This is a genomic window from Pseudomonas sp. E141 (assembly GCF_052659885.1).
This window is the reverse complement of sequence record NZ_CP084024.1, coordinates 206,605-231,911: the sequence shown is the minus strand read 5'-3', so window position 1 is coordinate 231,911 and position 25,307 is coordinate 206,605. Positions and strand designations below refer to the sequence as shown.

Annotated in this window: 17 protein-coding genes; 5 read left to right on the top strand and 12 right to left on the bottom strand. The window is 60.5% G+C overall.

The genetic code is table 11. From position 1 onward, the window contains the following. Nucleotides 1-8: 8 nt before the first annotated feature. The 11 genes from GKKCFE_RS00965 to glnE all read right to left on the bottom strand — a co-directional run bounded on the left by GKKCFE_RS00965 (nucleotide 9) and on the right by glnE (nucleotide 14,263). Nucleotides 9-1,295 (bottom strand): capsule biosynthesis protein, encoded by a 1,287-nt coding sequence (locus GKKCFE_RS00965; protein ID WP_139048595.1) that lies wholly within the window; start codon nucleotides 1,293-1,295, stop codon nucleotides 9-11. Then, nucleotides 1,292-2,194 carry a glycosyltransferase family 2 protein gene (locus GKKCFE_RS00960; protein WP_188252199.1) on the bottom strand — a complete coding sequence of 301 codons (903 nt, stop codon included), beginning with the start codon at nucleotides 2,192-2,194 and terminating at the stop codon, nucleotides 1,292-1,294. The genes GKKCFE_RS00965 and GKKCFE_RS00960 overlap by 4 nt, the downstream gene beginning before the upstream one ends. Beyond that, entirely contained in the window at nucleotides 2,187-3,935 is a 1,749-nt protein-coding gene (locus tag GKKCFE_RS00955) for a carbamoyltransferase family protein (RefSeq protein WP_139048597.1), read from the bottom strand. The genes GKKCFE_RS00960 and GKKCFE_RS00955 overlap by 8 nt, the downstream gene beginning before the upstream one ends. Nucleotides 3,936-4,187: 252 nt before the next feature. After that, nucleotides 4,188-5,627: a lipopolysaccharide kinase InaA family protein gene (locus GKKCFE_RS00950; protein WP_445577383.1), complete on the bottom strand. Its 1,440-nt coding sequence runs from the start codon at nucleotides 5,625-5,627 to the stop codon at nucleotides 4,188-4,190. Then, a complete protein-coding gene (locus GKKCFE_RS00945) occupies nucleotides 5,627-6,379 on the bottom strand; it encodes a lipopolysaccharide kinase InaA family protein (RefSeq protein WP_139048599.1) in 753 nt (250 codons plus the stop codon). The genes GKKCFE_RS00950 and GKKCFE_RS00945 overlap by 1 nt, the downstream gene beginning before the upstream one ends. Continuing rightward, the gene (locus GKKCFE_RS00940; RefSeq protein WP_076382932.1) at nucleotides 6,376-7,110 is read right to left on the bottom strand and encodes a lipopolysaccharide kinase InaA family protein; all 735 of its coding nucleotides are present in this window, start codon (nucleotides 7,108-7,110) and stop codon (nucleotides 6,376-6,378) included. Before GKKCFE_RS00940 ends, GKKCFE_RS00945 begins: the two co-directional genes overlap by 4 nt. Then, nucleotides 7,110-7,916 carry a lipopolysaccharide core heptose(I) kinase RfaP gene (gene rfaP / locus GKKCFE_RS00935; RefSeq protein ID WP_047225907.1) on the bottom strand — a complete coding sequence of 269 codons (807 nt, stop codon included), beginning with the start codon at nucleotides 7,914-7,916 and terminating at the stop codon, nucleotides 7,110-7,112. Before rfaP ends, GKKCFE_RS00940 begins: the two co-directional genes overlap by 1 nt. Next, the gene (locus tag GKKCFE_RS00930) at nucleotides 7,913-9,037 is read right to left on the bottom strand and encodes a glycosyltransferase family 4 protein (protein ID WP_047225908.1); all 1,125 of its coding nucleotides are present in this window, start codon (nucleotides 9,035-9,037) and stop codon (nucleotides 7,913-7,915) included. The genes rfaP and GKKCFE_RS00930 overlap by 4 nt, the downstream gene beginning before the upstream one ends. Next, the gene (gene waaC, locus GKKCFE_RS00925; protein ID WP_047225909.1) at nucleotides 9,037-10,095 is read right to left on the bottom strand and encodes a lipopolysaccharide heptosyltransferase I; all 1,059 of its coding nucleotides are present in this window, start codon (nucleotides 10,093-10,095) and stop codon (nucleotides 9,037-9,039) included. Before waaC ends, GKKCFE_RS00930 begins: the two co-directional genes overlap by 1 nt. Nucleotide 10,096: 1 nt before the next feature. After that, nucleotides 10,097-11,131 carry a lipopolysaccharide heptosyltransferase II gene (gene waaF / locus GKKCFE_RS00920; RefSeq protein ID WP_107321432.1) on the bottom strand — a complete coding sequence of 345 codons (1,035 nt, stop codon included), beginning with the start codon at nucleotides 11,129-11,131 and terminating at the stop codon, nucleotides 10,097-10,099. Between the two features lie 192 nt (nucleotides 11,132-11,323). Continuing rightward, the gene (gene glnE, locus GKKCFE_RS00915) at nucleotides 11,324-14,263 is read right to left on the bottom strand and encodes a bifunctional [glutamate--ammonia ligase]-adenylyl-L-tyrosine phosphorylase/[glutamate--ammonia-ligase] adenylyltransferase (RefSeq protein WP_305467191.1); all 2,940 of its coding nucleotides are present in this window, start codon (nucleotides 14,261-14,263) and stop codon (nucleotides 11,324-11,326) included. A gap of 383 nt (nucleotides 14,264-14,646) precedes the next feature. Here glnE and aceE point away from each other — a divergent pair, with 383 nt between their 5' ends. The 5 genes from aceE to msrA all read left to right on the top strand — a co-directional run bounded on the left by aceE (nucleotide 14,647) and on the right by msrA (nucleotide 24,274). Then, nucleotides 14,647-17,292, top strand: coding sequence for a pyruvate dehydrogenase (acetyl-transferring), homodimeric type (gene aceE / locus GKKCFE_RS00910; RefSeq protein ID WP_047225912.1), 2,646 nt, complete (start codon nucleotides 14,647-14,649; stop codon nucleotides 17,290-17,292). An 11-nt stretch (nucleotides 17,293-17,303) separates the two neighbouring features. Continuing rightward, nucleotides 17,304-18,953 (top strand): dihydrolipoyllysine-residue acetyltransferase, encoded by a 1,650-nt coding sequence (gene aceF / locus GKKCFE_RS00905; RefSeq protein WP_445577382.1) that lies wholly within the window; start codon nucleotides 17,304-17,306, stop codon nucleotides 18,951-18,953. A gap of 311 nt (nucleotides 18,954-19,264) precedes the next feature. Further along, entirely contained in the window at nucleotides 19,265-20,659 is a 1,395-nt protein-coding gene (locus GKKCFE_RS00900; protein WP_445578078.1) for an alkaline phosphatase D family protein, read from the top strand. 194 nt (nucleotides 20,660-20,853) lie between these two features. Continuing rightward, entirely contained in the window at nucleotides 20,854-23,547 is a 2,694-nt protein-coding gene (locus GKKCFE_RS00895; RefSeq protein ID WP_047225915.1) for a putative bifunctional diguanylate cyclase/phosphodiesterase, read from the top strand. Nucleotides 23,548-23,626: 79 nt separating this feature from the next. Then, nucleotides 23,627-24,274, top strand: coding sequence for a peptide-methionine (S)-S-oxide reductase MsrA (gene msrA / locus GKKCFE_RS00890; protein WP_047226186.1), 648 nt, complete (start codon nucleotides 23,627-23,629; stop codon nucleotides 24,272-24,274). A 118-nt stretch (nucleotides 24,275-24,392) separates the two neighbouring features. Here the strand turns inward: msrA and GKKCFE_RS00885 are convergent, their stop codons facing one another. Beyond that, entirely contained in the window at nucleotides 24,393-25,232 is an 840-nt protein-coding gene (locus GKKCFE_RS00885) for a 23S rRNA (adenine(2030)-N(6))-methyltransferase RlmJ (protein WP_047225916.1), read from the bottom strand. Nucleotides 25,233-25,307: the final 75 nt, after the last annotated feature.

The window sequence follows — 25,307 nt, the reverse complement described above, 5'->3', positions numbered from 1 at the left end:
CGCCGACGTCAGCCAGCGGCGGCTAACTTGAAGGTTTCGAAGTTGCACGCAGGATCGGAGCCGCGAAGCAGGTCATCAACCAGCTGGGTGGTCTTCAGCAGTCCTTGGGAACCGTGTACCAAATGATAATCGGCAAAGCGCCGGGCTTGGGCCGAATGCGCTTGGTAATCCTGCTCAAGCGCTTTCAGTTGCCGGGAAAGCCCCTGCCCATCGCTCACTTGAGGCCCGAAAAATAACGAATGAGAGAAAATATCCACATCGCTGCCGGCATTCACGTGAATCACTGGTCGGCCCGCCAGACCCGCCTCAATGCCAGCGTTGGACATGATGTTAATGACGACACTGGCCTGCGCCAAAGCCTGAGCCAGCGAACACTGGCTATCCAGCAACTCGATATTGGTAAACTGCGCAGCGGCATCGCCCCAGAATCGCGCCTTGCTGCGAGGGTGACGCTTGAACAGCAAACGATAGTCCGGATTTTGTCCGGCCCAATCACGCAGTAACCGATAGGTGTCCTGATAACCCGATTCTTTTTCTCGGTCAGGACCAACCCCCAGAATCAATAACGTTTTAAGAGCCGGATCAGCGCCCGGCAGATCATAAGTTTCGTCAGCAAGGTAAGAACCGACCAACACCACCGTCGACTCACCGAACCGCAATCTTCGCTCTTGCAATGCAACCAGCGAGCTACGACCAAAAACACCATAATAGTCGTAGTCGTTCATCCCCAGTCGCCCTGAAGATTCCAAGGTTGTGGCATGAGCCAGTTGTAGCAGTCGTGCCCCACGCGCAGCAAGCGCCAAACGCAAGAACGGAGCATGAAGACTACCATTGCGTTCATTGATCAGTAACTTGGGTGAATACGTCATCACCAGCCACTGGGCATGGGCAGCGTATGCCAAATAACGTAACGGTACAGACTGCGGCGGCGCCATGAGCATACGTCGGGCACAGGCATCCGACGGTGAGCGTAACGCTGCCTCCGCCAGAAGAAGCCCCCGGCTGCGCAGAGCCTCGATCAGAATATTCTTGCGCTGCAACGCCATGGATTTCGGCGCCGAATGCAGCAACAACACCTCACAGGGCATGGCGACAACCGAATCGCTCAAACAAACCCTTGCGCGAATGCCGATCACGAACTCCACCAGCGCATCACGAACCAACCGTAGCAAGCTGGCGAAGCGACCATGCCGCTGGCGCAGCAGTTTCCAGCGATACCGGTCCAGCTCACGCGCTTTCTGTGCCCAGCTCTCTTGGCCCTGGATCACACTTTCACCGGTGAAAGGCGAGCTCACTTGAAAAGCGACCGAATAGCCTTGCGCGTATAAGTCCAGCGCGTGAGCGAGCGAACATCAGTACGCACGGCTTGAATATAAAAAGCCTTGGCGTTGACATAATCACCAGCGCTGTAGCAAGCGCGGAACAGCGACAGGCAGCGTTGAGCAAGGAAAGCCCGGCGCAGATCCTGCAACTGCGGCTGACGCGCCGGAGAAAAAACCTCGTCAACCATCCCCACGCCAGCCGCCAGGGCTTGCTTGAGGTCATGACGCATGCTGTCGTCATGCTTGTGGATCAGCGCCAGTGGCGCATCGAGCACACTGCATGGGAAACCCGCAAGCACCTGAGCAAACACCGGAATATCTTCGACACAGCGCAAATGCTCCGGGTAGTTGCCTGGCCCAAATACTTCTCGATGCATTGCACAGGCACCGTTGGACAGCGATACCGTCTTGTCCAACAGATAACCACGTACGCGCTCACGCGGGGTGGCGGGCAAGGGTTGTACGGCGTGCAGGACACGACGACCATCAGCGAATACCGACCAGTGACCACCGATAATCATGCGGCTGGTGGGATTGCTGGAGATATGCCGAGTCAACGCAGCCAAAGCACCAGGCGCCATCTCATCGTCGGCATCAAGGAAAATCAGATATGGCCCACGAGCCTCCTCGATCCCACGATTACGTACCGAGGACAAACCACCGTTGGGCTTGCGCAAAACCCGAAAGCAACCGGCATGCTCAACTTGGAGTTGTTCCAGGACTTGTGGCGTTGCATCAGTGGAGCCATCATCGATCACCAGCAACTCCGCCTGAGCATCGCGCAGTTGCCCCACCACCGAGTTCACCGCACGAGGCAAGGTATCGGCGTAGTTATAAGCAGGAATGACGACACTGATCAAAACTTCAGTCATAAACATCCACCCCCTCTTTGACCACCAGAATATCCTCCATGATCAGGTATTGCAGGTCAGAGCCAAAGAACATGTTCAGAGCGTCCGTAGGCGAGCAGATCATCGGTTCGCCACGGCGGTTGAGTGAGGTGTTCAGGGACACGCCGTTGCCGGTCAGTACTTCCAGAGCCTTCATCATGTCGTAATAGCGTGGGTTGTATTCACGCTTGAGTACCTGGGCCCGGGATGTGCCGTCTTCGTGGACGACTTCCGGCACGCGGGTTTTCCACTCTTCAGCCACTTCGAAGGTGAACGTCATGAACGGCGCGGGGTGATCGACCTTGATCATCTGCGGTGCGACCGTGTCGAGCATCGACGGGCAGAAAGGCCTCCAGCGCTCGCGGAACTTGATCTGTTCGTTGATGCGATCGGCCACGCCGCTGGCGCTCGGGCAACCGATGATCGAGCGACCGCCCAAGGCACGCGGGCCAAACTCCATGCGCCCCTGGAACCAGGCCACCGGGTTGCCGTCGACCATGATCTTGGCGATGCGCTCAGGGGTGTTGTCGATCTTGCGCCACGCAGGCTTGCTCGGATGGCGGGCGCAGGCGGCGATGACGTCTTCGTTGCTGTAGGCCGGGCCGAGGTAGACGTGTTCCATCTTCTCCACCGGCACGCCACGGGCGTGGGACACATAAGCTGCCGCCCCCACGGCGGTGCCGGCGTCGCCGGAAGCCGGTTGCACGAACAGTTCCTTGACGTCGTCACGGGCGATGATTTTCTGATTCAGCTTGACGTTCAACGCACAGCCACCGGCGAACGCCAGCTTGCCGGTTTCCTTGAGCACGTCGCCCAGATAGTGGTCGATCATCTGCAGCGCAAGTTTCTCGAACAGCGCCTGCATGCTGGCCGCGTAGTGGATGTACGGCTCGTCGGCGATGTCGCCTTCACGTTTCGGGCCGAGCCATTCGATCAGCTTCGGCGAGAAGTAGAAGCCTTTGCCCTTCTCTTTATATCGACGCAGGCCGATCACGTTGGCGTAGTCGGTATTGATCACCAGTTCGCCGTTTTCAAACGAGGCCAGGCGCGAGAAGTCGTACTTGCTGGCATCGCCGTAAGGCGCCATGCCCATGACCTTGAACTCACCGTCGAGCATCTCGAAACCCAGGAACTCGGTGATCGCGCCATACAGGCCGCCGAGGGAGTCCGGATCGAAGAATTCCTTGATCTTGTGGATCTTGCCGTTTTCGCCGTAGCCGAAGAAGGTCGTGGCGTATTCACCCTTGCCGTCGATGCCCAGGATCGCGGTTTTCTCCTGGAAGCCCGAGCAGTGGTACGCACTGGAGGCGTGGGCCAGATGGTGCTCGACCGGCTCGATCTTGATCTTTTTCGGATCAAAACCCAGCTGCTCCAGGCACCAGACAATCTTGCGGCGATAGCGCTTGTAGCGACGGTTGCCCATCAGGATCGCATCGAGGGCGCGATCCGGGGCGTACCAGTAACGCTTGGCGTAATGCCAGCGCGCTTCGCCGAACAGGCTGATCGGGGCGAACGGGATTGCCACCACGTCGACGTCGGACGGCTTGATGCCGGCCTGTTCCAGACAGAACTTCGCCGACTCGTAGGGCATGCGGTTCTTTGCATGTTTATCGCGTACGAAGCGCTCTTCCTCGGCCGCCGCGATCAGCTTGCCGTCGATGTACAGCGCTGCGGAGGGATCATGGCTAAGGGCGCCGGACAGGCCAAGAATCGTCAATGCCACAGGGGTCTAGCCTCTTAATGTCTGCATGCGAGGCGACAAACGCCTCGAAAAAAGATGTGCCGCACGCCGGGGCGCGGGGCAGCTAAAGGGCGGGATTATAGCTTAAAAGCGTTGGCAAGCCTCGTAGGAGCTGCCGAAGCTGCGATCTTTTGATTTTGATCTTTCCCTTGAACCTCAAGGGGTAAAACAAAGATCGCAGCCTTCAGCAGTTCCTACACAGGGGACGTGCCGAAGCAGCTATCGGGGCACCCTTCAAAAACTTTTGGGCAACCGCTGATCAATCACCTGATACAACGCACTGTCTTGCGGCCAGTTGCGCATGAACCGCGCACGATCCCTGGCATAGGCGGGGGTGAAGCTGGAGAGGCTGCGGTGCTGGCACATGGAGTCCAGGTCGATCAGCACCCAGCGATCGTCCTGCCAGAGCAGGTTGTGGCCCTTGAAATCGCCGTGACTGATACGCTCGCGGATCAGGCCGGCGAACAACCGGTCCAGCGCCAGCAACTCAGGCTCGGGAGCGGCGCCGTTTTCGACGTAAGGGGCCAGGCGTTCGATGATGTCAGGCCCCGACAGGTGCTCGGTCACCAGGTAGGCGCCGCGACGCAGCCACAGAAAACGCTTTTCCAGCAGCGCCAGCGGCTTGGGCGTGGCGATACCGAGGAACGTCAGGCGATGACCTTCGCGCCAGGCATGCCAGGCGCGGCTCGGACGCCAGAAGCGCTTGAGCCAGTGGGCGAAGTTTTTGATGTTGTAGCGCTTGATCAACACAGAGCGCCCGTTCACATCGACTTTACCAACGCTCGCCGACCCACCGGTCTTGTATAAGTGGCCTTGGTCAAGCAAGGCATCGGCCTGCTCCAGTACCGGCGCCATGACCGCCTCTTCATCACGACGAATCGCCCGCAAACCGAACGGACCACGCTGCACGCTGAACAGACTGCACTCACGCCCGACTTTTTCCAGAAAGTCATTCAGGCGCCAGGCGTACACCTTGTCGATCTGTTTTTGCAGCGCCTCCATGGGCAAGGCGTGCTCGGCGTTGCCCAGCAGGTAATGCACCAACAACTCTTCGTTGAAAGGCTCGAGGGATTTGGGCAACTGGGCGAAAAACACCCCCAGGTTTTCGAGCACTTTGTTGCGCGACAATGGCTGGCCCGGGGTTTCGGCGCGGATGCCGCCTCCGTCGATCAAATAGAGTTTGCCGCCGTGACGCAACAGATTGTCCAAGTGCAAATCTTCCTGCCACAGGCCTTTGCTGTGCAGTTGTGCAATCGCTCCCAACGCCTCGGCCAGTACCGCCGTTTGTTCGTCGGCGAGCAGTGGCAGGCCCTCGACCTGTTTCCAGGCGTCCCCGAGGCTTTCGGCCCCCTCGAGCAATTCGAACAGCAGCCAGCCACCCTCGCCTTCTTTCAGGCCATCGGCCAGCAACAGCGGCGTAGTCAGCCCCTGCTCGGCCAGCAGGCGCACGCCTTGCAGTTCGCGGTGAAAGTGCCTGCCCGCTTTGCTGCCGACCAGCAACTTGGCCAACACCGGACGGCCGCGCCAGACGCCAGCACCGACGTAGCGCTGTCCCGGCAACACACGCAACAGGGAAAGCAGCTGCAATTGCGCCGGGCCGGCGGCGTCCGCCAGCTCCAGGCTCAAAGGCAGGTTGGGGCTGCGGCCGGCGTTCTTCAATTCGGATAAATGCATCAACGAGCCTCCTTATGGCTGCGCCGGGCGGTCAGACGAGTCATCCAGCGGTCAACCAGTGCACTCTTGAGCGGTTGATCCAGGTAGGTGCAGAGCATCTGGCGCACATCGTCGTCACTCCAGGCTCGCGCGCGACGCAGCAAGGGCTCCAGGTCCTTGATTCGATCCCGCTGACCGAACAGTAGCGGCCGGGTCTTTTCGAGGTCGATCAACTGCGCCTGATAGCCACTGGCGGTGGCTTGCAAAAAAATGTGCTTGGGGTAGAAGCAACCATGGACCTGGCGCATGCCGTGCAGGCGTCGCGCCAACTGCCCGCAAGCCTGCAGGACGGTGGCGCGTTGCGTCGCCGCCAGGCTGGACCAGCGTTGCAGCAATGAATCCAGGTCATCCCAACCGTCCAGGGCACGCGTCAGCAGAATCGCCCGCACCTCCCCGCCCACGTTGCGCTGACCATAGAACACCGCTTGCAGGGCCGGAATCCCCAGTTGGCGGTAACGCCTGATGTTGCGAAACTCCCGGTAAAAGCTGGGCTCGCCGAAGGGGTGGGACCACGTCCTGGTGAGGTAATTACTCTGGCGCTTGAGGTAATAACCCCGCCCTTCCAGTTCCAGCCGGAAGACACTGCTCCAACCGCCGCCCGCGGTGTTGGGTTCATCCACCGCATCCAATTGCAGGTCCCAAAGGGCTTCGAAGCTATCCAGGCCGTGGCGTTGCAACAATGACTGGTCTTCAGTCGCCAGAAAATCAGTCATTCACGCCCCTCGAAAAATCTCACCACGTGACGGATGCGCTTCTTGTCACACGCATCGAGCCGGTTACGCTGGCGATACTGCAGGTAAAAACGCAGGCGCTGAGTGGCTGACAAATGATACTTGGCCACCTTGTCCAGGCACGCCAGGTCTTTGGTGATGCGATAGTTGAGCCAGAAACCGCGCCAGAAATCGCCGTTGGGGCAATCGATAAAGAACAGCCGTGACTGCTCGTCGATCAGCAAGTTGCGCCATTTCAGATCGTTATGGGTAAAACGATTTTCGTGCATGGTCCGGGTATAGCCGGCCAGTTGCCGACTCACCCCGTCGACCCAGGCACGATTGGCCAGCCTTGGATCGTGACGCCTTGCCAATGCCGAGAGGTCTTCGGTGCCCGGCAGCTCGCGCGTGATCATCGCGCCACGGTCATAGGCTGCGCCACGTCGCTCCAGCCCCCAGGCCACGACTTCGGCGGTGGGGATGCCCCACTTGGCGAAGCGCTTGAGGTTCTGCCATTCGGACTTGACCCGCGGCTTACCCAAGTATCGCCGCAGCCCCTTGCCGGCCCCGGTGTAGCGCTTGACATAGTAATTCACGCCGCTGCGCTGTACCCGAATCACCTCGGACAGCGGGTCCCGCGTCAGACGCTCGCCCTCTAGGGCGAACACTGCATCAAGACTGCCGAAATCCTCTGCCAGCTCAGCGTAGGAAGGCTCCAGTACCCAACCCGACATCAGAGCGCGCCCCCGTACCGCAGCTTGCGCGCATAAAGCCGGTTGGCTTTGCCTTCGAGCCAGGTCAGCAGCGAAGCTTCTTCGGCCAGGATCCGCCGTAGCGGCTGCTGGAAATAGCCCTTGAGGAAGCGCAACTTGTCACGCCGGGTCAGACCGATGTCCAGTGCAGAGAAATACAGCGCCGCCAGGTCCTTGTTGCGCCAACGAAGGGGGATGGCCGGACGGATCTGCGCACGGTGCAGGTCAATCACAGAAAGTTTGAAATCCGTGGCGGTCACGGGCTTATCGGTGTGCAGCAGAAAGTGGCAGATGTAGCAGTCGCGATGGTTGACCCCGGCCCGATGCATCATGCCGGTCATGCGCGCCACTTCGGCGATCAGGGCTCGCTTGAGCTTCGGCTGTGGCGGCTGCTTGACCCAGTCCATGCTGAGATCTTCGAGACTGACGGTCGGCGCCAGTTCTTCGGTGACGATGAACGAATGCTGGTCGGCCGGGTTGCTGCCTTTCTCGCCATAGGCGACGGCGGTCATGGTCGGCACACCGACTTGCTGCAAGCGCTGGATGGCTTTCCATTCCTGTCCCGCACCCAGTACCGGCAACTTGGCGGTCAGCAGGTTCTTGAAGATCTCGCGCCAACCGATGCCACGGTGGATTTTCACGAAAAAGCCACGACCATCCACCTCCGTGCGCAAGGTGCGCCGGGCTTCCAGTTCGCGATAGACCTCGCCCTTGAGCGCCTCGACTTCGGCGAACGCATCGCGTCCGGCCCAAAGGCTCTTGAACGGTTCGGCCAGCATCAATTTCATTGTGCGTGCTCCGCCAATATCACATCGGCCGCGTGCTGCGGCATGCTGTAGAGGTCGGCCGTCTCGGCGAAGGCCAGACCGTTGCGGCTCCAGGCCGCGCGTGCGTCGGCGTCACCCAACATCCGCCCCAGGTACTCGGTGAGCTGCGCCTGTTCGAACGGCTCGTCCAGGACCAGGCCACTGTCGGCCTCGGCGATGTAATGGGCGTAACCACACACCGCGCTGACCAGCACCGGCAAGCCGGCCACCAGCGCTTCAAGCAGTACGGTGCCGGTGTTCTCGTTGTACGCCGGGTGGATCAACAGGTCGGCGCCCAGCAGGAAACGCGGAATGTCGCTGCGGCCCTTGAGGAAGCGTACGTTGTCACCAAGCCCCAACGCGGCGCTCTGCAATTGGAATACTTTGGGGTCGTCCTGGCCGATTACAAACAGGCGGGTGCGTTTTTTAAGCTGCGAAGGTAGCGCGGCCAGGGCCTTGAGGCTGCGATCCACGCCCTTGGTCTTGAACCCGGAACCGATCTGCACCAGCAGCAGGTCATCATCGGCCAGGTCGAATTCGGCACGAAACGCGGCGCGAACCTCATCGGCGTCGGCGGGCCGGCGACGATCCTGGGCGATGCCCGGTGGCAGCAGGTGAAAGCGCTCCAGCGGCGTGGCGTAGTGCTTGATGAACAAAGGCTGTTGCACTTCGGAAATCATCAGTATTTCGGTCTTGGCATCCTTGGCGAATACCGCTCGCTCGTACTCGGAAAAGTGGCGGTAACGCCCCCAACGCCGGTACAGCGAATTGCGCAGGTTCTGCGCCTTGTCTTCAAAGCAGCCGTCAGCGGCGTAATACACGTCCAGGCCGGGCATTTTGTTGAAGCCGATCAAACGGTCGACCGGACGCTTGGCCAGGTCATTTTCCATCCACGCACTGAGTTTCTCATTGCGACGGTGGTTGAACAGCGCCTTGACCGGCGCCACCAGCACTTCGAAGCCCGGCGGGACGTCACCTTCCCAGATCAGCGTGTAGACGCGGATCTGGTGACCACGCCGCTGGCATTCCAGGGCGATGCGCATGAAGTCACGCTGCAGGCCGCCGAAAGGGAAGTATTTATAAAGGACAAAAGCCAATTGCATCAGCGCGGCTCCTCAGCCAATAACGTGCTCAAGTGGCTGGCAACACGCTCGGGATTCAGACGCGTGAAGCACAGAGGCTGCTCGCGTTTCAGGTCAAACCGACGGGCATCTTCGGCGGTCGGCGGATAAGTGCATTGTTTCTGCATGCAGGGCGCGCAAGGGAAATCACTGGCGAGGTGAATCTGCCCCTTGCCATAGGCACCGGTCAGCACCGGGTTGGTGGGGCCGAGCAATGAAATGGTCGGCACATCCAGGGCCGCGGCCAGATGGCCAAGGCCGGTGTCCACGGCCACACAGGCCTGTGCGCCGGCCAACACCTTGCCCATCCCACCCAGATTCAGCTTTGGCAATACCAGGGCGTTGCGCAGGCCATTGGCAATCCGCTCGGCCCGGGCTTTCTCCAGCGGGCTGCCCCATGGCAGCTTCACCACGACGCCGAACTGGCCCATGCGCTCAACAAGTTGACGCCAGTAGAGCTCAGGCCAGTGCTTGGATTCCCAAGTCGTGCCGTGCAGGAACACCACGTAAGGGTAACTGCGCGGCAATTCAACCAGGCGATCGACATTCAGGCCGTAGCTGCCCATGGTTTTGGGCAGGTCATAACCCAGTGCCACAGCAAACAACTGGCGCACGCGCTCTACCGCATGCTGACCGCGAGCCACGCCCAGGCGACGGGAATAGAAGCGCGCTGCAAGGGGTTCGCGGGCCGATTCTTTATCCAGGCCTGCCACCGGGGCCTTGACGTAGCGGGTCAGCCAGGCGCTTTTCAGCAGGCCTTGGGCGTCGATCACCAGATCGTACTTCTTGGCACGCACGCTTTGCTTGAAACGTCGCCACTCGCCGCTTTTGATGGTTTGCCAGAGGTTCTTGCGCCAGCGACGAATCGCCACCGGAATGACTGTATCCACCGCCGGATGCCAGGTAGGAATTTCGGCAAAGCCTTCTTCCACCACCCAGTCGAACCTGATGCCGGGAATCGCCCGCGCCGCGTCGGTCAGCGCTGGCAGGGTGTGAACCACATCCCCCAGCGAAGAGGTCTTGATCAGCAATACCCGCAAGTTACTGAACCTCCACCGGTGCGCCCTGCAAACGCCCCAGGGCATCGTTCACCGACGGCGGCATGAGCTGGCGCAGGCAGTTGTAATGACCGAAGCGACAGGTGCGGTCGAAGCACGGGCTGCATTCGATGCCCAGGCGTACGACTTCGACTTTTTCGGCCAGCGGCGGCGTAAAGCCCGGCGAAGTGGAGCCGTACACGGCCACCAGTGGCCGGTTCAGGGCGGCGGCCACGTGCATCAGGCCGGAGTCGTTGGACACCACCGAATCGGCGCAGGACAACAGGTCGATGGCTTCGGCCAGGGAGGTATCGCCGCTGAGATTCACCGACTCCTCCCGCAGACCCGGGATCAGGCGCGAGCGGATGTCCTCGCCCACCGAATGATCGTTTTTCGAACCGAACAACCAGACCTGCCAGCCTTCGCGAATCTTCGTCTCGGCGACCTGGGCGTAATGCTCCGCCGGCCAGCGCTTGGACTCACCGAATTCGGCGCCTGGGCAGAGAGCCAGCACCGGGCGGTCCAGGCTCAGACCGAACTTGGCCAGCGCCGCTTCGCGGGTCACCGGGTCGATCGCAAGGCTTGGGCGCGGATACGGCTTGGGCAACTCGGCACCTGGCTCGTAGGCCAGGGCCATGAAGCGCTCGATCATCAGCGGGTAGCGTTCTTTGTCCAGCGTGCGCACGTCATTGAGCAAGCCGTAGCGGAACTCGCCGCGCCAGCCGGTACGTTTGGGGATACTGGCGAAGAACGGCACCAGTGCCGATTTCAACGAATTGGGCAACAGGATCGCCTGGTCGTACTGACCGGCCAGGGACTTGCCGATGCGTCGACGGGTCGCCAGCTCCAGCACACCGTGGCCGAGCGGGAAGCTCAAGGCCTTGCGCACCTGGGGCATGCGCTCAAGAATCGGCCGACTCCACTCGGGGGCCAACACGTCGATTTCGCACTGTGGGTGGCGCTGCTTGAGGCACTGAAACAGTGTCTGCGCCATCACCATGTCACCGACCCAACTGGGCCCTACGATCAGAATATTCATGTGGCTTCCAAAAACGATGCGGGGAGGCCTACGCCTCCCCGCCTCGACAATCACTGTGGCTTAGGACGTTGCCTGCTGCCGTCACTCTACAACTGTGGGAGCGAGCCTGCTCGCGATGGGGCCGGCACATCCAACATCAATGTCGCCTGACACTCCGCCTTCGCGAGCAAGCCCGCTCCCACATTTAAATCTTCAGCTCAGCCCCAGTTCTCGCCAGATTCGCAGCACCTGCCTGCGCTCATCCACAAACTGGTCGCCTGCAATCACCCCGGCGTCTTTCTGTAGAGCCTGGCGGTGGGCGGCTGAGCGGTAGGCTTTGTAGGCCTCGCGCAGCAGGGTAGCGTCTTCGACCGGCATCAGCCCGACGTCCTGCAACCCTTCCAGAATGCGGATGTTATCGGTGTAGCGCAGCAGCGACGGGTGCTCCTCGGACCACGCCAGGGCCGCGTATTGCACCATAAATTCAATGTCGACGATACCTCCGGCATCCTGCTTGAGGTCGAACGGCGCGGTGGCTTCGAAGGCATTCGCTGCGGTTCCGGCAGCGGTGACCTTGCTGCCGAGGTTATCGCGCATCTTGGCGCGCATCTCGCTGACTTCCTGGCGCAGCGTCGACAAATCACGCTTGCGCCCCAGCACCTGGGCACGAACCTTCTCGAACGCCTGACCCACGTCCTGACTGCCCACCAGCACCCGAGCCCGCACCAAAGCCTGATGCTCCCAAGTCCAGGCCTCGTTCTCCTGATAGCGTGCAAAAGCCCCGAGGGAGCTGACTAGCAACCCCGACGCCCCGGACGGCCGCAAGCGCATGTCCACTTCGTAGAGCTGTCCAGAGTTGGTCTGGGCCGTCAGCAAATGGATGATTCGCTGGCCGAGCCGGGTGAAAAACTGCGCGCCGTCGATGGGTTTCGGGCCATCGGTTTCCGCCTGCGGATCACCATCGTGGATGAACACCAGATCCAGGTCGGAACCATGCCCCAATTCCAGACCGCCGACTTTCCCATAACCGACAATGATGAAGCCCGGATCGCACAGGCTGCCGTCAGTGCGCAGCGGCACGCCATACTTGGCCACGGTCTGACGCCAGGCCAGGGCCAGCACTTGTTCAAGAATTGCTTCGGCGAGCCAGGTCAGGTAATCGCTGACTTTCATCAACGGCAGGCTGCCGGCAATTTCCGAGGCGGCCACCCGCAAACGATGCGCGAGCTTGAAATGCCGCAACGCCTCCATCTGCTGCTCGAGATCATCCTCGGGGATGCGCGTCAGGCGTTCACGCAACTCCGCCGCCAGTTCCGGCGCCAGGGGCGGCTTGAAAAGTCGCCCCTCGTTGAGCAATTCATCGAGCAACAGGGGAAAGCGGGTGATCTGCTCGGCAATCCACGGGCTCGCCGCGCACAGTGTCAGCAGGCGTCGCAGGGCACCGGGATTTTCCGTCAGCAGCACCAGATAGGCCGATCGGCGCGCCACGGCTTCCACCAGCGGCAATACGCGCTCAAGCACCAGGTCCGGATTGGCATGCTCCACCGCCTGGGCCAACAGGCGTGGAATGAATGCATCCAGACGCTCACGCCCCAGACGCTGCATGGCGCGCAATTGCGCACTGCCGCGCAGGGCGGCCAGGGCTTTGAGCGCCTTGGGTGCATCGGCGAAGCCGCCCTCCTCCAGTTGACGACACGCCGCCCCTTCATCCTGGCTGTCTTCCCACAGCGGCAACCATTCGCCGCCCACCGTTACTTCGCTTTCACCGTCCTGCTCTTCATCCGGATCGGCGATGACCTGGCCGAAGTGCCAGGCTACGCGACCGCGCCAGTACATCAATTGCTCATGGAAGGCCGCCCAGTCGGCAAAACCCAGCATGAACGCAATGCGCGCCTGATCCTGCGGGGTGTCCGGCAGCATCTGGGTCTGGCGGTCGGCGATGGCCTGGATCGCGTGTTCGGTGTAACGCAAGAATTCATAACCCTGGCGCAGCTCATCGACCACCTTGGCCGGCAGATAACCCTGGCCTTCCAGGGTCGCCAGCACTTTCAACAACGGGCGCTGCTGCAAACTCAAGTCACGACCGCCATGGATCAACTGGAACGCCTGGGCAATGAACTCCACCTCGCGGATGCCGCCCGAACCCAGCTTGATGTTGTCGGCCATGCCCTTGCGCCGCACTTCCTGCTGGATCAACTGCTTCATGGTGCGCAGCGCTTCGATGGCGGAAAAATCCAGATAACGGCGATAAACGAACGGACGCAGCATGTCGAGCAGTTGCGCGCCGGCCACCTGGTCACCCGCCACCACCCGCGCCTTGATCATCGCGTAGCGTTCCCAGTCACGGCCCTGATCCTGGTAATACTGCTCCAGCGCGTTGAAACTCAGCACCAGCGCTCCGGCCGAACCATAGGGGCGCAGGCGCATGTCGACGCGGAATACGAAGCCGTCGACGGTCATCGGGTCCAGGGCCTTGATCAGGCGCTGCCCCACACGAATGAAAAACTCCTGGTTATCCAGTGCCCGCTTGGCGCCAACGGTCTCGCCGCCCTCGGGGTAGGCGAAAATCAGATCGATGTCCGACGACAGGTTCAGTTCCACCGCACCAAGCTTGCCCATGCCCAGGATAACCATGTGCTGCGGTTCACCGCTGCGCCGCCCGGTAGGCGTACCGAATTGCTGACTGTGGCGCTGGTACAGCCATTGATAGGCCTGGTCGATGCAAGTATCGGCCATGTCGGAGAGATCGCGGCAGGTCTGGACCAGGTCGGCCTGGCGGGTCAGGTCGCGCCAGATGATCCGCACCTGTTGGCGGCTGCGCTGGCGACGCAAGATGCGACCCAGTTCGTCTTCAGTCTCGGCGGCCTGGACGGCTGCGCCAATCTGAGCGCACATTTCGCCGGGAGCCAGGTGGCGGTCCAGTTCGCCGCTGCGCACCAGTTCCAGCAACATCGAGGGGTCACGAACACTCTGCTCGATAAAAAAATCACTGGCGGCGGCGACACGGTTGAACTCGCTCCAGCGTTCGGGCGCCCAGGTGGACAGCCCGTGGTCGTCGTCCAGGGAAGCGACCGCCGCACGGAACGACTGCTCGGCACGACTGACCAATGACTGGAGAATTGCCGGAACTTCGGTAAGCGGGGGCAGGCTCATGGTCTATCCTTGATCGGCGCGGGGAAAGGCTGGATGTAGTGTTTTTTCAACTGCCACTACCTGATCGACTGTCGAACAAAGATGATAAATAGCTGAAAATCTGATTTTATTGGCAGCCGACATCAAGTTTTTACCTGTACGAGTTGGCTAACGACCAACAGTAACGATTATTCTCACAACGAAACGAGGGGCCATAAGCCGCTCATGTGTAGTTTTACTACTCGTCTATACATTCGAAAGGCTGAAACGGCCGACGATTTGTAGTAAAACTACACGCCGCCGAAACAACCTTCGGCAATCCAAGAATTTATACCGTCTGCCCACAAGGCCAGTCGCAAACTCAGGCAACCGATTCTGGTAGCCTTTCCGCCCTGGAGCAAGCCATGCAAGACCTCGATCCCGTCGAAACCCAGGAATGGCTGGACGCCCTGGAATCGGTTCTCGACAAAGAAGGCGAAGACCGTGCTCACTATCTGATGACCCGTATGGGCGAACTCGCAACCCGCAGCGGTTCGCAATTGCCTTACGCCATCACCACGCCATACCGCAACACAATCCCCGTTACCCACGAAGCACGCATGCCCGGCGACCTGTTCATGGAACGCCGCATTCGCTCGCTGGTACGCTGGAACGCGATGGCCATGGTGATGCGTACGAACCTGAAAGATTCTGACCTGGGCGGTCACATCTCCAGCTTCGCCTCCAGCGCAACCTTGTACGACATCGGCTTCAACTATTTCTTCCAGGCCCCGACCGACGAACACGGCGGCGACCTGATCTACTTCCAGGGCCACACCTCGCCAGGCGTTTACGCCCGTGCATTCATGGAAGGCCGCATCAGCGAAGAGCAGATGAACAACTTCCGCCAGGAAGTGGATGGTCAGGGCCTGTCGTCCTACCCGCACCCTTGGCTGATGCCTGATTTCTGGCAGTTCCCGACGGTATCCATGGGTCTGGGCCCGATCCAGGCCATCTACCAGGCGCGTTTCATGAAGTACCTGGAAGCACGTGGCTTCATTCCCGAAGGCAAGCAGAAAGTCTGGTGCTTCCTGGGCGACGGCGAGTGCGACGAGCCGGAATCCCTGGGCGCGATCTCCCTGGCTGGCCGCGAGAAGCTGGACAACCTGATCTTCGTCATCAACTGCAACCTGCAGCGCCTCGACGGCCCCGTTCGCGGCAACGGCAAGATCATCCAGGAACTCGAAGGCGTGTTCCGTGGCGCCCAGTGGAATGTGACCAAAGTCATCTGGGGCCGTTTCTGGGACCCACTGCTGGCCAAGGACGTCGACGGCATCCTGCAGCGCCGCATGGACGAAGTCATCGACGGCGAATACCAGAACTACAAGGCCAAGGACGGCGCGTTCGTCCGTGAGCACTTCTTCAACACGCCTGAACTCAAGGCAATGGTTGCCGATCTGTCCGACGACGAGATCTGGAAGCTCAACCGTGGCGGCCACGACCCGTACAAGGTCTACGCGGCGTACCACGAAGCAGTCAACCACAAGGAACAACCGACCGTCATCCTGGCCAAGACCATCAAGGGTTATGGCACCGGTGCCGGCGAAGCGAAAAACACTGCGCACAACACCAAGAAAGTCGACGTCGACAGCCTGAAGTTGTTCCGCGACCGCTTCGACATCCCGGTCAAGGACGAGGAACTGGAAAACCTGCCGTTCTTCAAGCCGGAGCCCAACAGCGCCGAAGCCCGCTACCTGAGCGAGCGTCGCACCGCACTGGGTGGTTTCGTGCCCCAGCGCCGCGCCCAGAGCTTCAGCGTGCCGACCCCATCGCTCGATACCCTCAAGGCGATCCTTGACGGCTCGGGCGACCGTGAAATCTCCACCACCATGGCCTTCGTGCGGATCCTCGCGCAACTGGTCAAGGACAAGGAAATCGGCCCACGCATCGTTCCAATCATTCCGGACGAAGCCCGTACCTTCGGTATGGAAGGCATGTTCCGTCAGTTGGGCATCTACTCCTCCGTCGGCCAGCTCTACGAGCCAGTCGATAAAGACCAGGTGATGTTCTACAAGGAAGACAAGAAGGGCCAGATCCTCGAAGAAGGCATCAACGAAGCAGGCGCCATGAGCTCCTTCATCGCTGCCGGAACTTCGTACTCCAGCCACAACCAGCCGATGCTGCCGTTCTACATCTTCTATTCGATGTTCGGTTTCCAGCGTATCGGCGACCTGGCCTGGGCCGCTGGCGACAGCCGGACCCGTGGCTTCCTGATCGGCGGTACCGCCGGCCGGACCACGCTCAACGGCGAAGGCCTGCAACACGAAGACGGTCACAGCCACATCCTGGCTGCCACCATCCCGAACTGCCGCACCTTTGATCCAACCTACGGCTACGAGCTGGCGGTGATCATCCAGGACGGCATGAAGAAGATGACCGAAGAGCAACAAGACGTCTTCTACTACATCACCGTGATGAACGAATCCTACCAGCAGCCAGCCATGCCGGCCGGCGTGGAGGAAGGCATCATCAAGGGCATGTACCTGCTCGAAGAAGACACCCGCGAAGCGGCGCACCACGTCCAGCTGATGGGCTCCGGCACCATCCTGCGCGAAGTGCGTGAAGCAGCGAAGATCCTGCGTGAAGAGTTCAACGTCGGCGCTGACGTGTGGAGCGTTACCAGCTTCAACGAACTGCGTCGCGATGGCCTGGCCGTGGAGCGCAGCAACCGTCTGCACCCGGGCCAGAAGCCGAAACTGAGCTACGTCGAAGAATGCCTGAACGGCCGCAAAGGTCCGGTCATCGCTTCTACCGACTACATGAAACTGTTCGCCGAGCAGATCCGTCAGTGGGTTCCTTCCAAGGAATTCAAGGTGCTGGGCACCGACGGTTTCGGCCGTAGCGACAGCCGCAAGAAGCTGCGTCACTTCTTCGAAGTCGACCGTAAGTTCGTTGTGTTGGCAGCCCTGGAAGCCCTGGCTGACCGTGGCGATATCGAACCCAAGGTGGTGGCCGAGGCCATCGTCAAGTTCGGCATCGATCCGGAAAAACGCAACCCACTGGACTGCTGAGGAGAATTTCCGTGAGCGAACTCATTCGCGTACCTGACATCGGCAGCGGTGAAGGTGAAGTAATTGAACTGTTTGTGAAGGTCGGCGACCGTATCGAAGCCGAGCAGAGCATCCTGACGCTTGAATCGGACAAGGCCAGCATGGAAGTGCCTGCGCCGAAGGCCGGTATCGTCAAAAGCCTGAAAGTGAAGCTGGGCGATCGCCTGAAAGAAGGCGACGAACTGCTGGAGCTGGAAGTCGAGGGCGCCGCTGCCGCGCCTGAGGCGGCTCCTGCTGCCCCGGCGGCGGCTGAAAAGCCTGCCGCCGCACCGGTTGCCGAGGCGGCTCCCGCCCCTGCCGCCGCGCCTGCCGCTGCCACGGTCCAGGACATTCATGTTCCGGACATTGGCTCCTCGGGCAAGGCCAAGATCATCGAAGTGCTGGTCAAGGTCGGCGACACCGTCGAAGCCGACCAGTCGCTGATCACCCTGGAATCCGACAAAGCCAGCATGGAAATCCCGTCGCCGGCCGCCGGCGTGGTGGAAAGCGTCGAGATCAAGCTGGAAGACGAAGTGGGCACCGGCGACCTGATCCTGAAGCTGAAAGTGGCCGGTGCTGCGGCACCTGCTGCCCCAGCCCAGGCTGCTGCGCCTGCCGCCAAGGCCGAAGCCGCTCCAGCTCCAGCTCCGGCTCCGGCTCCGGCTGCCGCGCCTGCCGCCAAGGCCGAGACAGCTCCTGCTCCTGCCGCCACACCTGCACCCAGCGGTGCCAAGGTGCATGCCGGCCCTGCGGTGCGTCAGCTGGCCCGTGAATTTGGTGTCGAGCTGTCCGCCGTCAGCCCAAGCGGCCCACACGGCCGCGTGCTGAAAGAAGACGTGCAGACTTACGTCAAGGCCATGATGCAGAAGGCCAAGAACGCTCCGACCGAAGGCGCCACGGGTGGTGCGGGCATCCCGCCGATCCCGGCAGTGGATTTCAGCCGCTTCGGCGAAACCGAAGAAGTGGCAATGACTCGCCTGATGCAAATCGGCGCGTCGAGTCTGCATCGCAGCTGGCTGAACATTCCGCACGTGACTCAGTTCGACCAGGCCGACATCACCGAACTGGAAGCTTTCCGCGTCGCGCAGAAAGCCGTGGCCGAGAAGGCTGGCGTCAAGCTGACCGTGCTGCCACTGCTGCTCAAGGCCTGTGCGCACCTGCTCAAGGAATTGCCGGACTTCAACAGCTCGCTGGCCCCAAGCGGCAAGGCTGTCATTCGCAAGAAATACGTGCACATCGGGTTTGCCGTCGACACCCCGGAAGGCCTGCTGGTACCGGTCATCCGCAACGTCGACCAGAAGAGCCTGCTGCAACTGGCTGGCGAAGCCGCTGCCCTGGCCGAAAAAGCCCGGAGCAAAAAGCTCACCGCCGACGACATGCAGGGTGCCTGCTTCACCATTTCCAGCCTCGGCCACATTGGCGGTACCGGCTTCACGCCGATCGTCAACGCGCCGGAAGTGGCGATCCTGGGGGTCTCCAAAGCCACCATCCAGCCCGTCTGGGACGGTAAAGCCTTCCAGCCGAAGCTGATGCTGCCACTGTCGCTGTCCTACGATCACCGTGTGATCAACGGCGCCGCCGCTGCACGCTTCACCAAGCGTCTGAGCGACCTGCTGGGCGACATCCGTACCATCTTGCTGTAACACCGGGCGGCCCTCCTCACGGAGGGCCCTTCGGACCGCTGTTTTCCGAGCGCCACGCTCGTACCTCAACCCCGCCCGTTTGGCGGGGCTTTTTTTTGCCTGAAATAAAGTCGAACTTGCAGAGCAGCCCGTTCCAGGGCCCAACTTTCCTACTGCACTTCACCTAGATGACTACGTCATCTATTGGACGTTTCTCACAACACACGCCCCCTCTCCTATCAATATTTATCCCATGCATCGCTTTAGGATGAGTTCAGGGAAGCCATTAACTACTTACCTAAAAAAACTTTAACTTCGAATGGACTCGAATGATGTTCAAACCCACTGTTGGCCCTATTGTCGGCCACACGACACCTCATCACACGCGGATATTCCTGCGAGGGGATAACGATAAGAACAGCCTGGTATTCGCCGCCATCCGTTACCGGCGCCAGGGAGATTCAATCTGGTCGAAAGGACACTTTGTTCAGTTGCATGCTTACCGCGACATGTCCGATGTCATCGTATTGAAGAACCTTCAGGCCGATACCGTCTATGAATACCAAGCCGGCTGGTTCAGCCGCCTGAGCCCTACTCATACAATCGAAACCGTCCAGGAACTGCCGCTGCAATGGCCTCGGGATATTTATCAGATGCGCACGCCGTCCAGCAAAACCAGTGCGCCGCGCAGCTATATCGTGGGTTCCTGCCGCTACCTGCGGGTGACGGCCGGCGTCCCGTCCAGACCTGAACTGGGCGACCGGACTTTCGCTGGCATCAACCGCATCGTGGCCCAGGCCGACCCGCCGATCAGTGCTGTAGTGATGACCGGCGACCAGGTTTATCTAGACGATTTGAATATTGTCGCCCCGGACCGGAACTCAAAGGATATTCTTTTCAAATACCGCACCGCCTTTTCCCAGCCGCATATTAGAAAGTTGATGGCGGGAACACCGAGCTACATGATTCTCGACGATCATGAAATCAAAGATAATTGGCCTGCCAGCAAGAAAAAAGGCGACGAAAACTTTTATGCCAATGCCATGGACGCCTATGCGCTTTATCAAGCCAGCCATAGTCCGGCACATGAACTGTTAAGTGACGGAACATTAAGTGAACCATTGAGACAATGTTGGTATCAGTTCGCTCACGGCGATATCGAATGGTTCGTCACCGACAGTCGGACCCAGCGCAATCTATCGGCGGATGATCGACGTATCCTGGATCAAGCGCAGGAACGATCGCTGATCAAATGGCTGGTCAACAGTCCGGCGCGGGTCAAGTTCATCGTGACCGGCGTGATGTTCTACCCGGACCGCAAGCTCAATACCTCGGACGCCTGGCAGGCCTTCCCGGAACAGCGTCTGCGCCTGCTGGAAACCGTTCGCCGCCATCGGATCAAGAACGTTATTTTCGTGTCCGGCGACGTCCATGGCTCTCTCACCAGTCGCCTGAGTCACAGCCAGGACCCTGACTTCGAGGTACATACCATCGTTTCCTCGCCGTTTTGCAACAGCAAACTGCTTCCTTATGCCAGCGCCGCGAGTTTTATTTTTGGTGATGCCATGGCTCGGACGCCCAGCGGGGACTATCGCTATGGGTTGAGCGGCAAGGTCATCAGCCAGGACAACTTCGCCCACCTGAAAGTCACGGCGCAGAGCGTTCAGGTCACGTTTCACGACCGTGATGGCAGCCCATTACAGACAGTAGATATCCCGCTGCGCTGACGGGTGGTATAACCACCCATGCCGTCTGATCGGCGGGCGACTGGAGAAATCCCTTCGTCGGCCGATAAAAGGTTTATAGCACTTGGCCTTCATCTCTCTTGTCAGCCAGTGCCGCAATGATGCAACCTTGCGGCAGTCCGTAATAACGAGGGCGTCAGCCCGGCGCGATCAGCATTTTCGAAGCGAGTTTCCCCATGAAAAGCCAACCCGATGCCGCCAGCCGTATGGCGGCCGAGGTAGTGACGCAGTTACCGGTGCCCTCGCGGCTCGGCATGCTGCGTTTCGAACGGCTGAATGAAGCAAGCTGGGCGCTGCTGTTCCTCGACCCCAACTGCGAGCGTTACTTCGGTCTGCCGGCCGTCGAGCTTTGCTCGCTGGTCAGTTCGCCCTACGCCAGCCTGATGGAGCCCGAAGCGCGCTATCAACTCCACGATGCGATCCAGCAGCAGCTGGCCCAGGCCCCGCATTACCTGATCCGCTACACGCTCCACACCGCCAAGGGCGCCATGAATATGCTGGAGATGGGCGAGCCCTATAAACAGCACAATCGCCATCTACTACGCGGCTACCTGCTGGCCGTGGACGATTTGCTGGCAAGCGAGCCGTCGATGCCGGCTCTGGACCTGGAAACTCAAAACTCGCGCCTGCAAATTGCCCTGGAACTGAACCAGCGCGCCCAGCAGGAGCAGCTGCAACACCTGGACCGGGTGCGCGCCCAGCAGGACCTGATCCTGCTACTGACCCGCCAGCGCTACAGCGCCAACAATTCCCTGCAGGAGGCCGCCGAGCTCATCACCCGCAGCGCCTGCGACATCTACCAGATTGATTGCGCCAGCATCTGGAACCTGGAAGATGGCCAGTTGGTGCCGATTTCGGCTTATAACCGCGCCTCCCAAGACTACTTTCTGCCGGACGTGATCAACGCCAACGAGTTTCCTGACTACATGGAGGCGCTGCAGACCTGCCGCGCCATCGACGCGCACAATGCGATGCGCGACCCGCGTACCCGGGAAATGGCCGCAAGCCTGCGCACCCGCGAAGTCAACGCCATGCTCGACGCCAGCGTTCGTATCGACGGCCAGGTGGTGGGCGTACTGTGCCTCGAGCAAATTGGCGTCACCCGCGCCTGGCAGTCCGACGAGATCGCCTTTGCCGGTGAACTGGCTGACCAGTTCGCCCAGGTCATCAACAACCACAACCGCCGGACCGCCACCAACGCCCTGCACTTGTTCCAGCGCGCCGTGGAGCAGAGCGCCAACGCGTTCCTGCTGGTCAATTGCGACGGCGTGGTGGAATACGTCAACCCCAGCTTCACCGCCATCACCCAATATTCCACCGAGGAAGTCCACGGCCAGCGCCTGTCGGAACTACCGGCCCTGGAAAACCTCAGCGAGCTGCTGTTCGATGCACCGTCGGCCCTGGCCCAGAGCAATAGCTGGCAAGGTGAATTCAAGAGCCGGCGCAAGAATCTGGAACCCTACTGGGGCCAATTGTCGATTTCCAAGGTCTATGGCGATAACCGTGAACTGACCCACTACATCGGCATTTACGAAGACATCACCCAGACCAAACTGGCCCAGCAGCGCATCGAGCGCCTGGCCTACACCGACAACCTGACCAACCTGGGCAACCGCCCGGCGTTCATCCGCAACCTCGATGAGCGCTTTGCCCGGGACAGCGATTCGCCCATCAGCCTGTTGCTGGTGGACATCGACAACTTCAAGCGCATCAATGACAGCCTCGGCCATCAGACCGGCGACAAGCTGCTGATCAGCCTGGCCCGCCGCTTGCGCAACAGCCTGAGCCCCAGCGGCAGCCTGGCACGGTTCGCCAGCAATGAATTCGCCGTACTGCTGGACGACACCGACCTGGAGGCCGGGCAGCAGATCGCCAGCCAGTTGCTGATGACGCTCGACAAGCCGATGTTCGTCGATAACCAACTGATCAGCGTGACCGGCTCCGTGGGCCTCGCCTGCGCGCCACTGCACGGCCGCGACCCCCAGACCCTGATGCGCAACGCCGGACTCGCCCTGCACAAGGCCAAAGCCAACGGCAAGCATCAGGTCCAGGTATTCACCGAGGCGCTGAACGCCGAGGCCAGCTACAAGCTGTTCGTGGAAAACAACCTGCGCCGCGCCTTGACCCAGAACGAGCTGGACGTGTTCTACCAGCCAAAACTGTGCCTGCGCAGCGGTCGCTTGCTGGGCATGGAGGCGCTGCTGCGCTGGAACCATCCCGAGAAGGGCATGATTCGCCCGGATCAGTTCATCAGCGTGGCCGAAGAAACGGGCCTGATCATCCCCATTGGCAAATGGATCGCCCGTCAGGCATGCCGCATGAGCAAGCAATTGACCGCCGCCGGCCTGGGCAACCTGCAAGTGGCGATCAACCTCTCGCCCAAGCAGTTCTCCGACCCGGACCTGGTCGCCTCGATCGCCAGCATCCTCAAGGAAGAACAACTGCCGGCCCGCCTGCTGGAACTGGAACTGACCGAAGGCCTGCTGCTGGAGGCCACCGAAGACACCCACCTGCAGCTCGACCAACTCAAGCGCCTGGGCCTGACCCTGGCCATGGACGACTTCGGCACCGGTTACTCATCCCTGAGTTACCTGAAAAAATTCCCGATCGACATCATCAAGATCGATCGCAGCTTCATCCACGAGATCCCGGACAACCAGGACGACATGGAAATCACTTCCGCGGTGATCGCCATGGCCCACAACCTGAAACTCAAGGTGGTGGCCGAAGGTATCGAAACCGCACAGCAACTGGCGTTCCTGCGGCGCCACCGCTGCGACGTCGGCCAGGGCTACCTGTTCGACCGACCGATCCCCGGCGCGGAGCTGATCGAGAAGCTCAAGCGCTATCCGCGCGGCCCAATTGCCTGACAAGCGGTGTAACACTCGGGCACACTGACGGTCTCATTGCTTACATTCGCTCAACTCAATCTGACTGAGAGGACTGATGATGGTCTTGCGCTCGGAAATCCTGGTGAACAAAAACGTGCTCCCTACTCAAGAACAAGCTCTGCCTGGCCGCGAAACCCCAATGACCGTGCCGGAAAAACACTTCGTCCACGATGCGCCGCTGCTGGGTCCGTTTGCCATGGACGTGGATTTCGCGATCTTCGGCCTGGGCTGTTTCTGGGGCGCGGAACGCAAGTTCTGGCAGCGCGAAGGCGTGGTCAGTACAGCGGTGGGTTACGCCGGTGGCTTTACGCCGAACCCGACGTACGAAGAAGTCTGCTCGGGCCTTACCGGCCACAGCGAAGTGGTCCTGGTGGTCTACGAGCCAGAAAAAGTCAGCTACGAGCAGCTTCTGAAGATGTTCTGGGAGCTGCACAATCCGACCCAGGGCATGCGCCAGGGCAATGACATCGGCACCCAGTACCGCTCGGTGATCTATGCCACCAACCCAACCCAACTGGCTGCCGCCAAGCACAGCGCGCAAGTATTTCAGGCTGAATTGACCAAGGCCGGTAAAGGCGTCATTACCACCGAGATCGAAGAAGCCCCGACGTTCTTCTTCGCCGAGGCTTATCACCAGCAATATCTGGCGAAGAACCCTGAAGGTTATTGCGGAATTGGCGGTACGGGCGTGACTTGCCCGATCTGACTTTTTGCCGCTGAAAAGCTTCGCGAGCAAGCCCGCTCCCACAGGGTTCTGAGTCTGACCAATGTGGGCGCGGGCTTGCTCGCGAAGGCGCTCTATCAGACGGTATCAATGCATCTGATCAGCTTTCAGCGATCAGCCAATCCATCTGCCAGCCGCCCTGGGTCTGCCCAAGCTTCTTCGACAACCAAGGCAGCAGCTCGCGCAATTCCTCCTCCAGCCCCCATGGCGGATTGGCAATCGCCAAGCCGGAGCCGTTCAGGCTATTGGGCGTGGCCAGCGGATGCACCAGCAATTCCACTCGCAACAATTTCGGCGCACCGGTGCCGGCCAGGTCCTGATAGAAACGGCGCAACAGCCGCTGGTCCTTCACCGGGTACCAGATTGCTGCCACTGTCTGGCGCATCCGGCCAATGGCCTCCTTGAGTGACGCGGCACAGCGTTGCATCTCGTCCAGCTGTTCAAAGGGCGGATCGATCAACATCAGGCCGCGTTTTTCCGCCACCGGCAGCAGCGCCCGGGGCACATGCCAGCCTTCGCCCAGGTGCACCGCCACGCGACGATCGCCTTTCATGTTGTCCTTGAGCAGCACACCGTCTTCTGGATGTTTTTCGTTCAGAAGTACCCGATCCTGCGGACGGGTCAGGCGCCGCGCCAGTTCCGGTGACCCCGGGTAGTAACGCAACTGCCCGTCCGGGTTCATCTCGTGCAGCACTTTCATGTAGTCGGCGGTCAGCGCGGGCAGATCCTCCTGGCCCCACAACCGCGCGATGCCTTCAAGGTATTCGCCGGTACGATTGGCCTGATCGCCCTGCAAGTCGTACAGCCCGATGCCCGCATGGGTATCGAGATAGGCGAAGGGCTGCTCCTTGCGCGACATCAAAGCGATGAGACGGGTCAAGGTCAGGTGTTTGAACACATCGGCGTGATTGCCGGCGTGGAAGGCGTGGCGATAATTCATGGCGGCTCCTGCGAAGGCCGAGGAGTTTACCTTGAAGCGCGCCCAACGTCAGGGGGTCGCAGCCGAGCGGACGGG

Coding starts and splice junctions, on each gene's coding strand:
- GKKCFE_RS00960 (WP_188252199.1), bottom strand. CDS start 2,194: ATGACTGAAGTTTTGATCAGTGTCGTCATTCCTGCTTATAACTACGCC.
- GKKCFE_RS00950 (WP_445577383.1), bottom strand. CDS start 5,627: ATGCATTTATCCGAATTGAAGAACGCCGGCCGCAGCCCCAACCTGCCT.
- GKKCFE_RS00945 (WP_139048599.1), bottom strand. CDS start 6,379: ATGACTGATTTTCTGGCGACTGAAGACCAGTCATTGTTGCAACGCCAC.
- GKKCFE_RS00940 (WP_076382932.1), bottom strand. CDS start 7,110: ATGTCGGGTTGGGTACTGGAGCCTTCCTACGCTGAGCTGGCAGAGGAT.
- rfaP (WP_047225907.1), bottom strand. CDS start 7,916: ATGAAATTGATGCTGGCCGAACCGTTCAAGAGCCTTTGGGCCGGACGC.
- GKKCFE_RS00930 (WP_047225908.1), bottom strand. CDS start 9,037: ATGCAATTGGCTTTTGTCCTTTATAAATACTTCCCTTTCGGCGGCCTG.
- waaF (WP_107321432.1), bottom strand. CDS start 11,131: ATGAATATTCTGATCGTAGGGCCCAGTTGGGTCGGTGACATGGTGATG.
- glnE (WP_305467191.1), bottom strand. CDS start 14,263: ATGAGCCTGCCCCCGCTTACCGAAGTTCCGGCAATTCTCCAGTCATTG.
- aceE (WP_047225912.1), top strand. CDS start 14,647: ATGCAAGACCTCGATCCCGTCGAAACCCAGGAATGGCTGGACGCCCTG.
- GKKCFE_RS00900 (WP_445578078.1), top strand. CDS start 19,265: ATGTTCAAACCCACTGTTGGCCCTATTGTCGGCCACACGACACCTCAT.
- GKKCFE_RS00895 (WP_047225915.1), top strand. CDS start 20,854: ATGAAAAGCCAACCCGATGCCGCCAGCCGTATGGCGGCCGAGGTAGTG.
- msrA (WP_047226186.1), top strand. CDS start 23,627: ATGGTCTTGCGCTCGGAAATCCTGGTGAACAAAAACGTGCTCCCTACT.
- GKKCFE_RS00885 (WP_047225916.1), bottom strand. CDS start 25,232: ATGAATTATCGCCACGCCTTCCACGCCGGCAATCACGCCGATGTGTTC.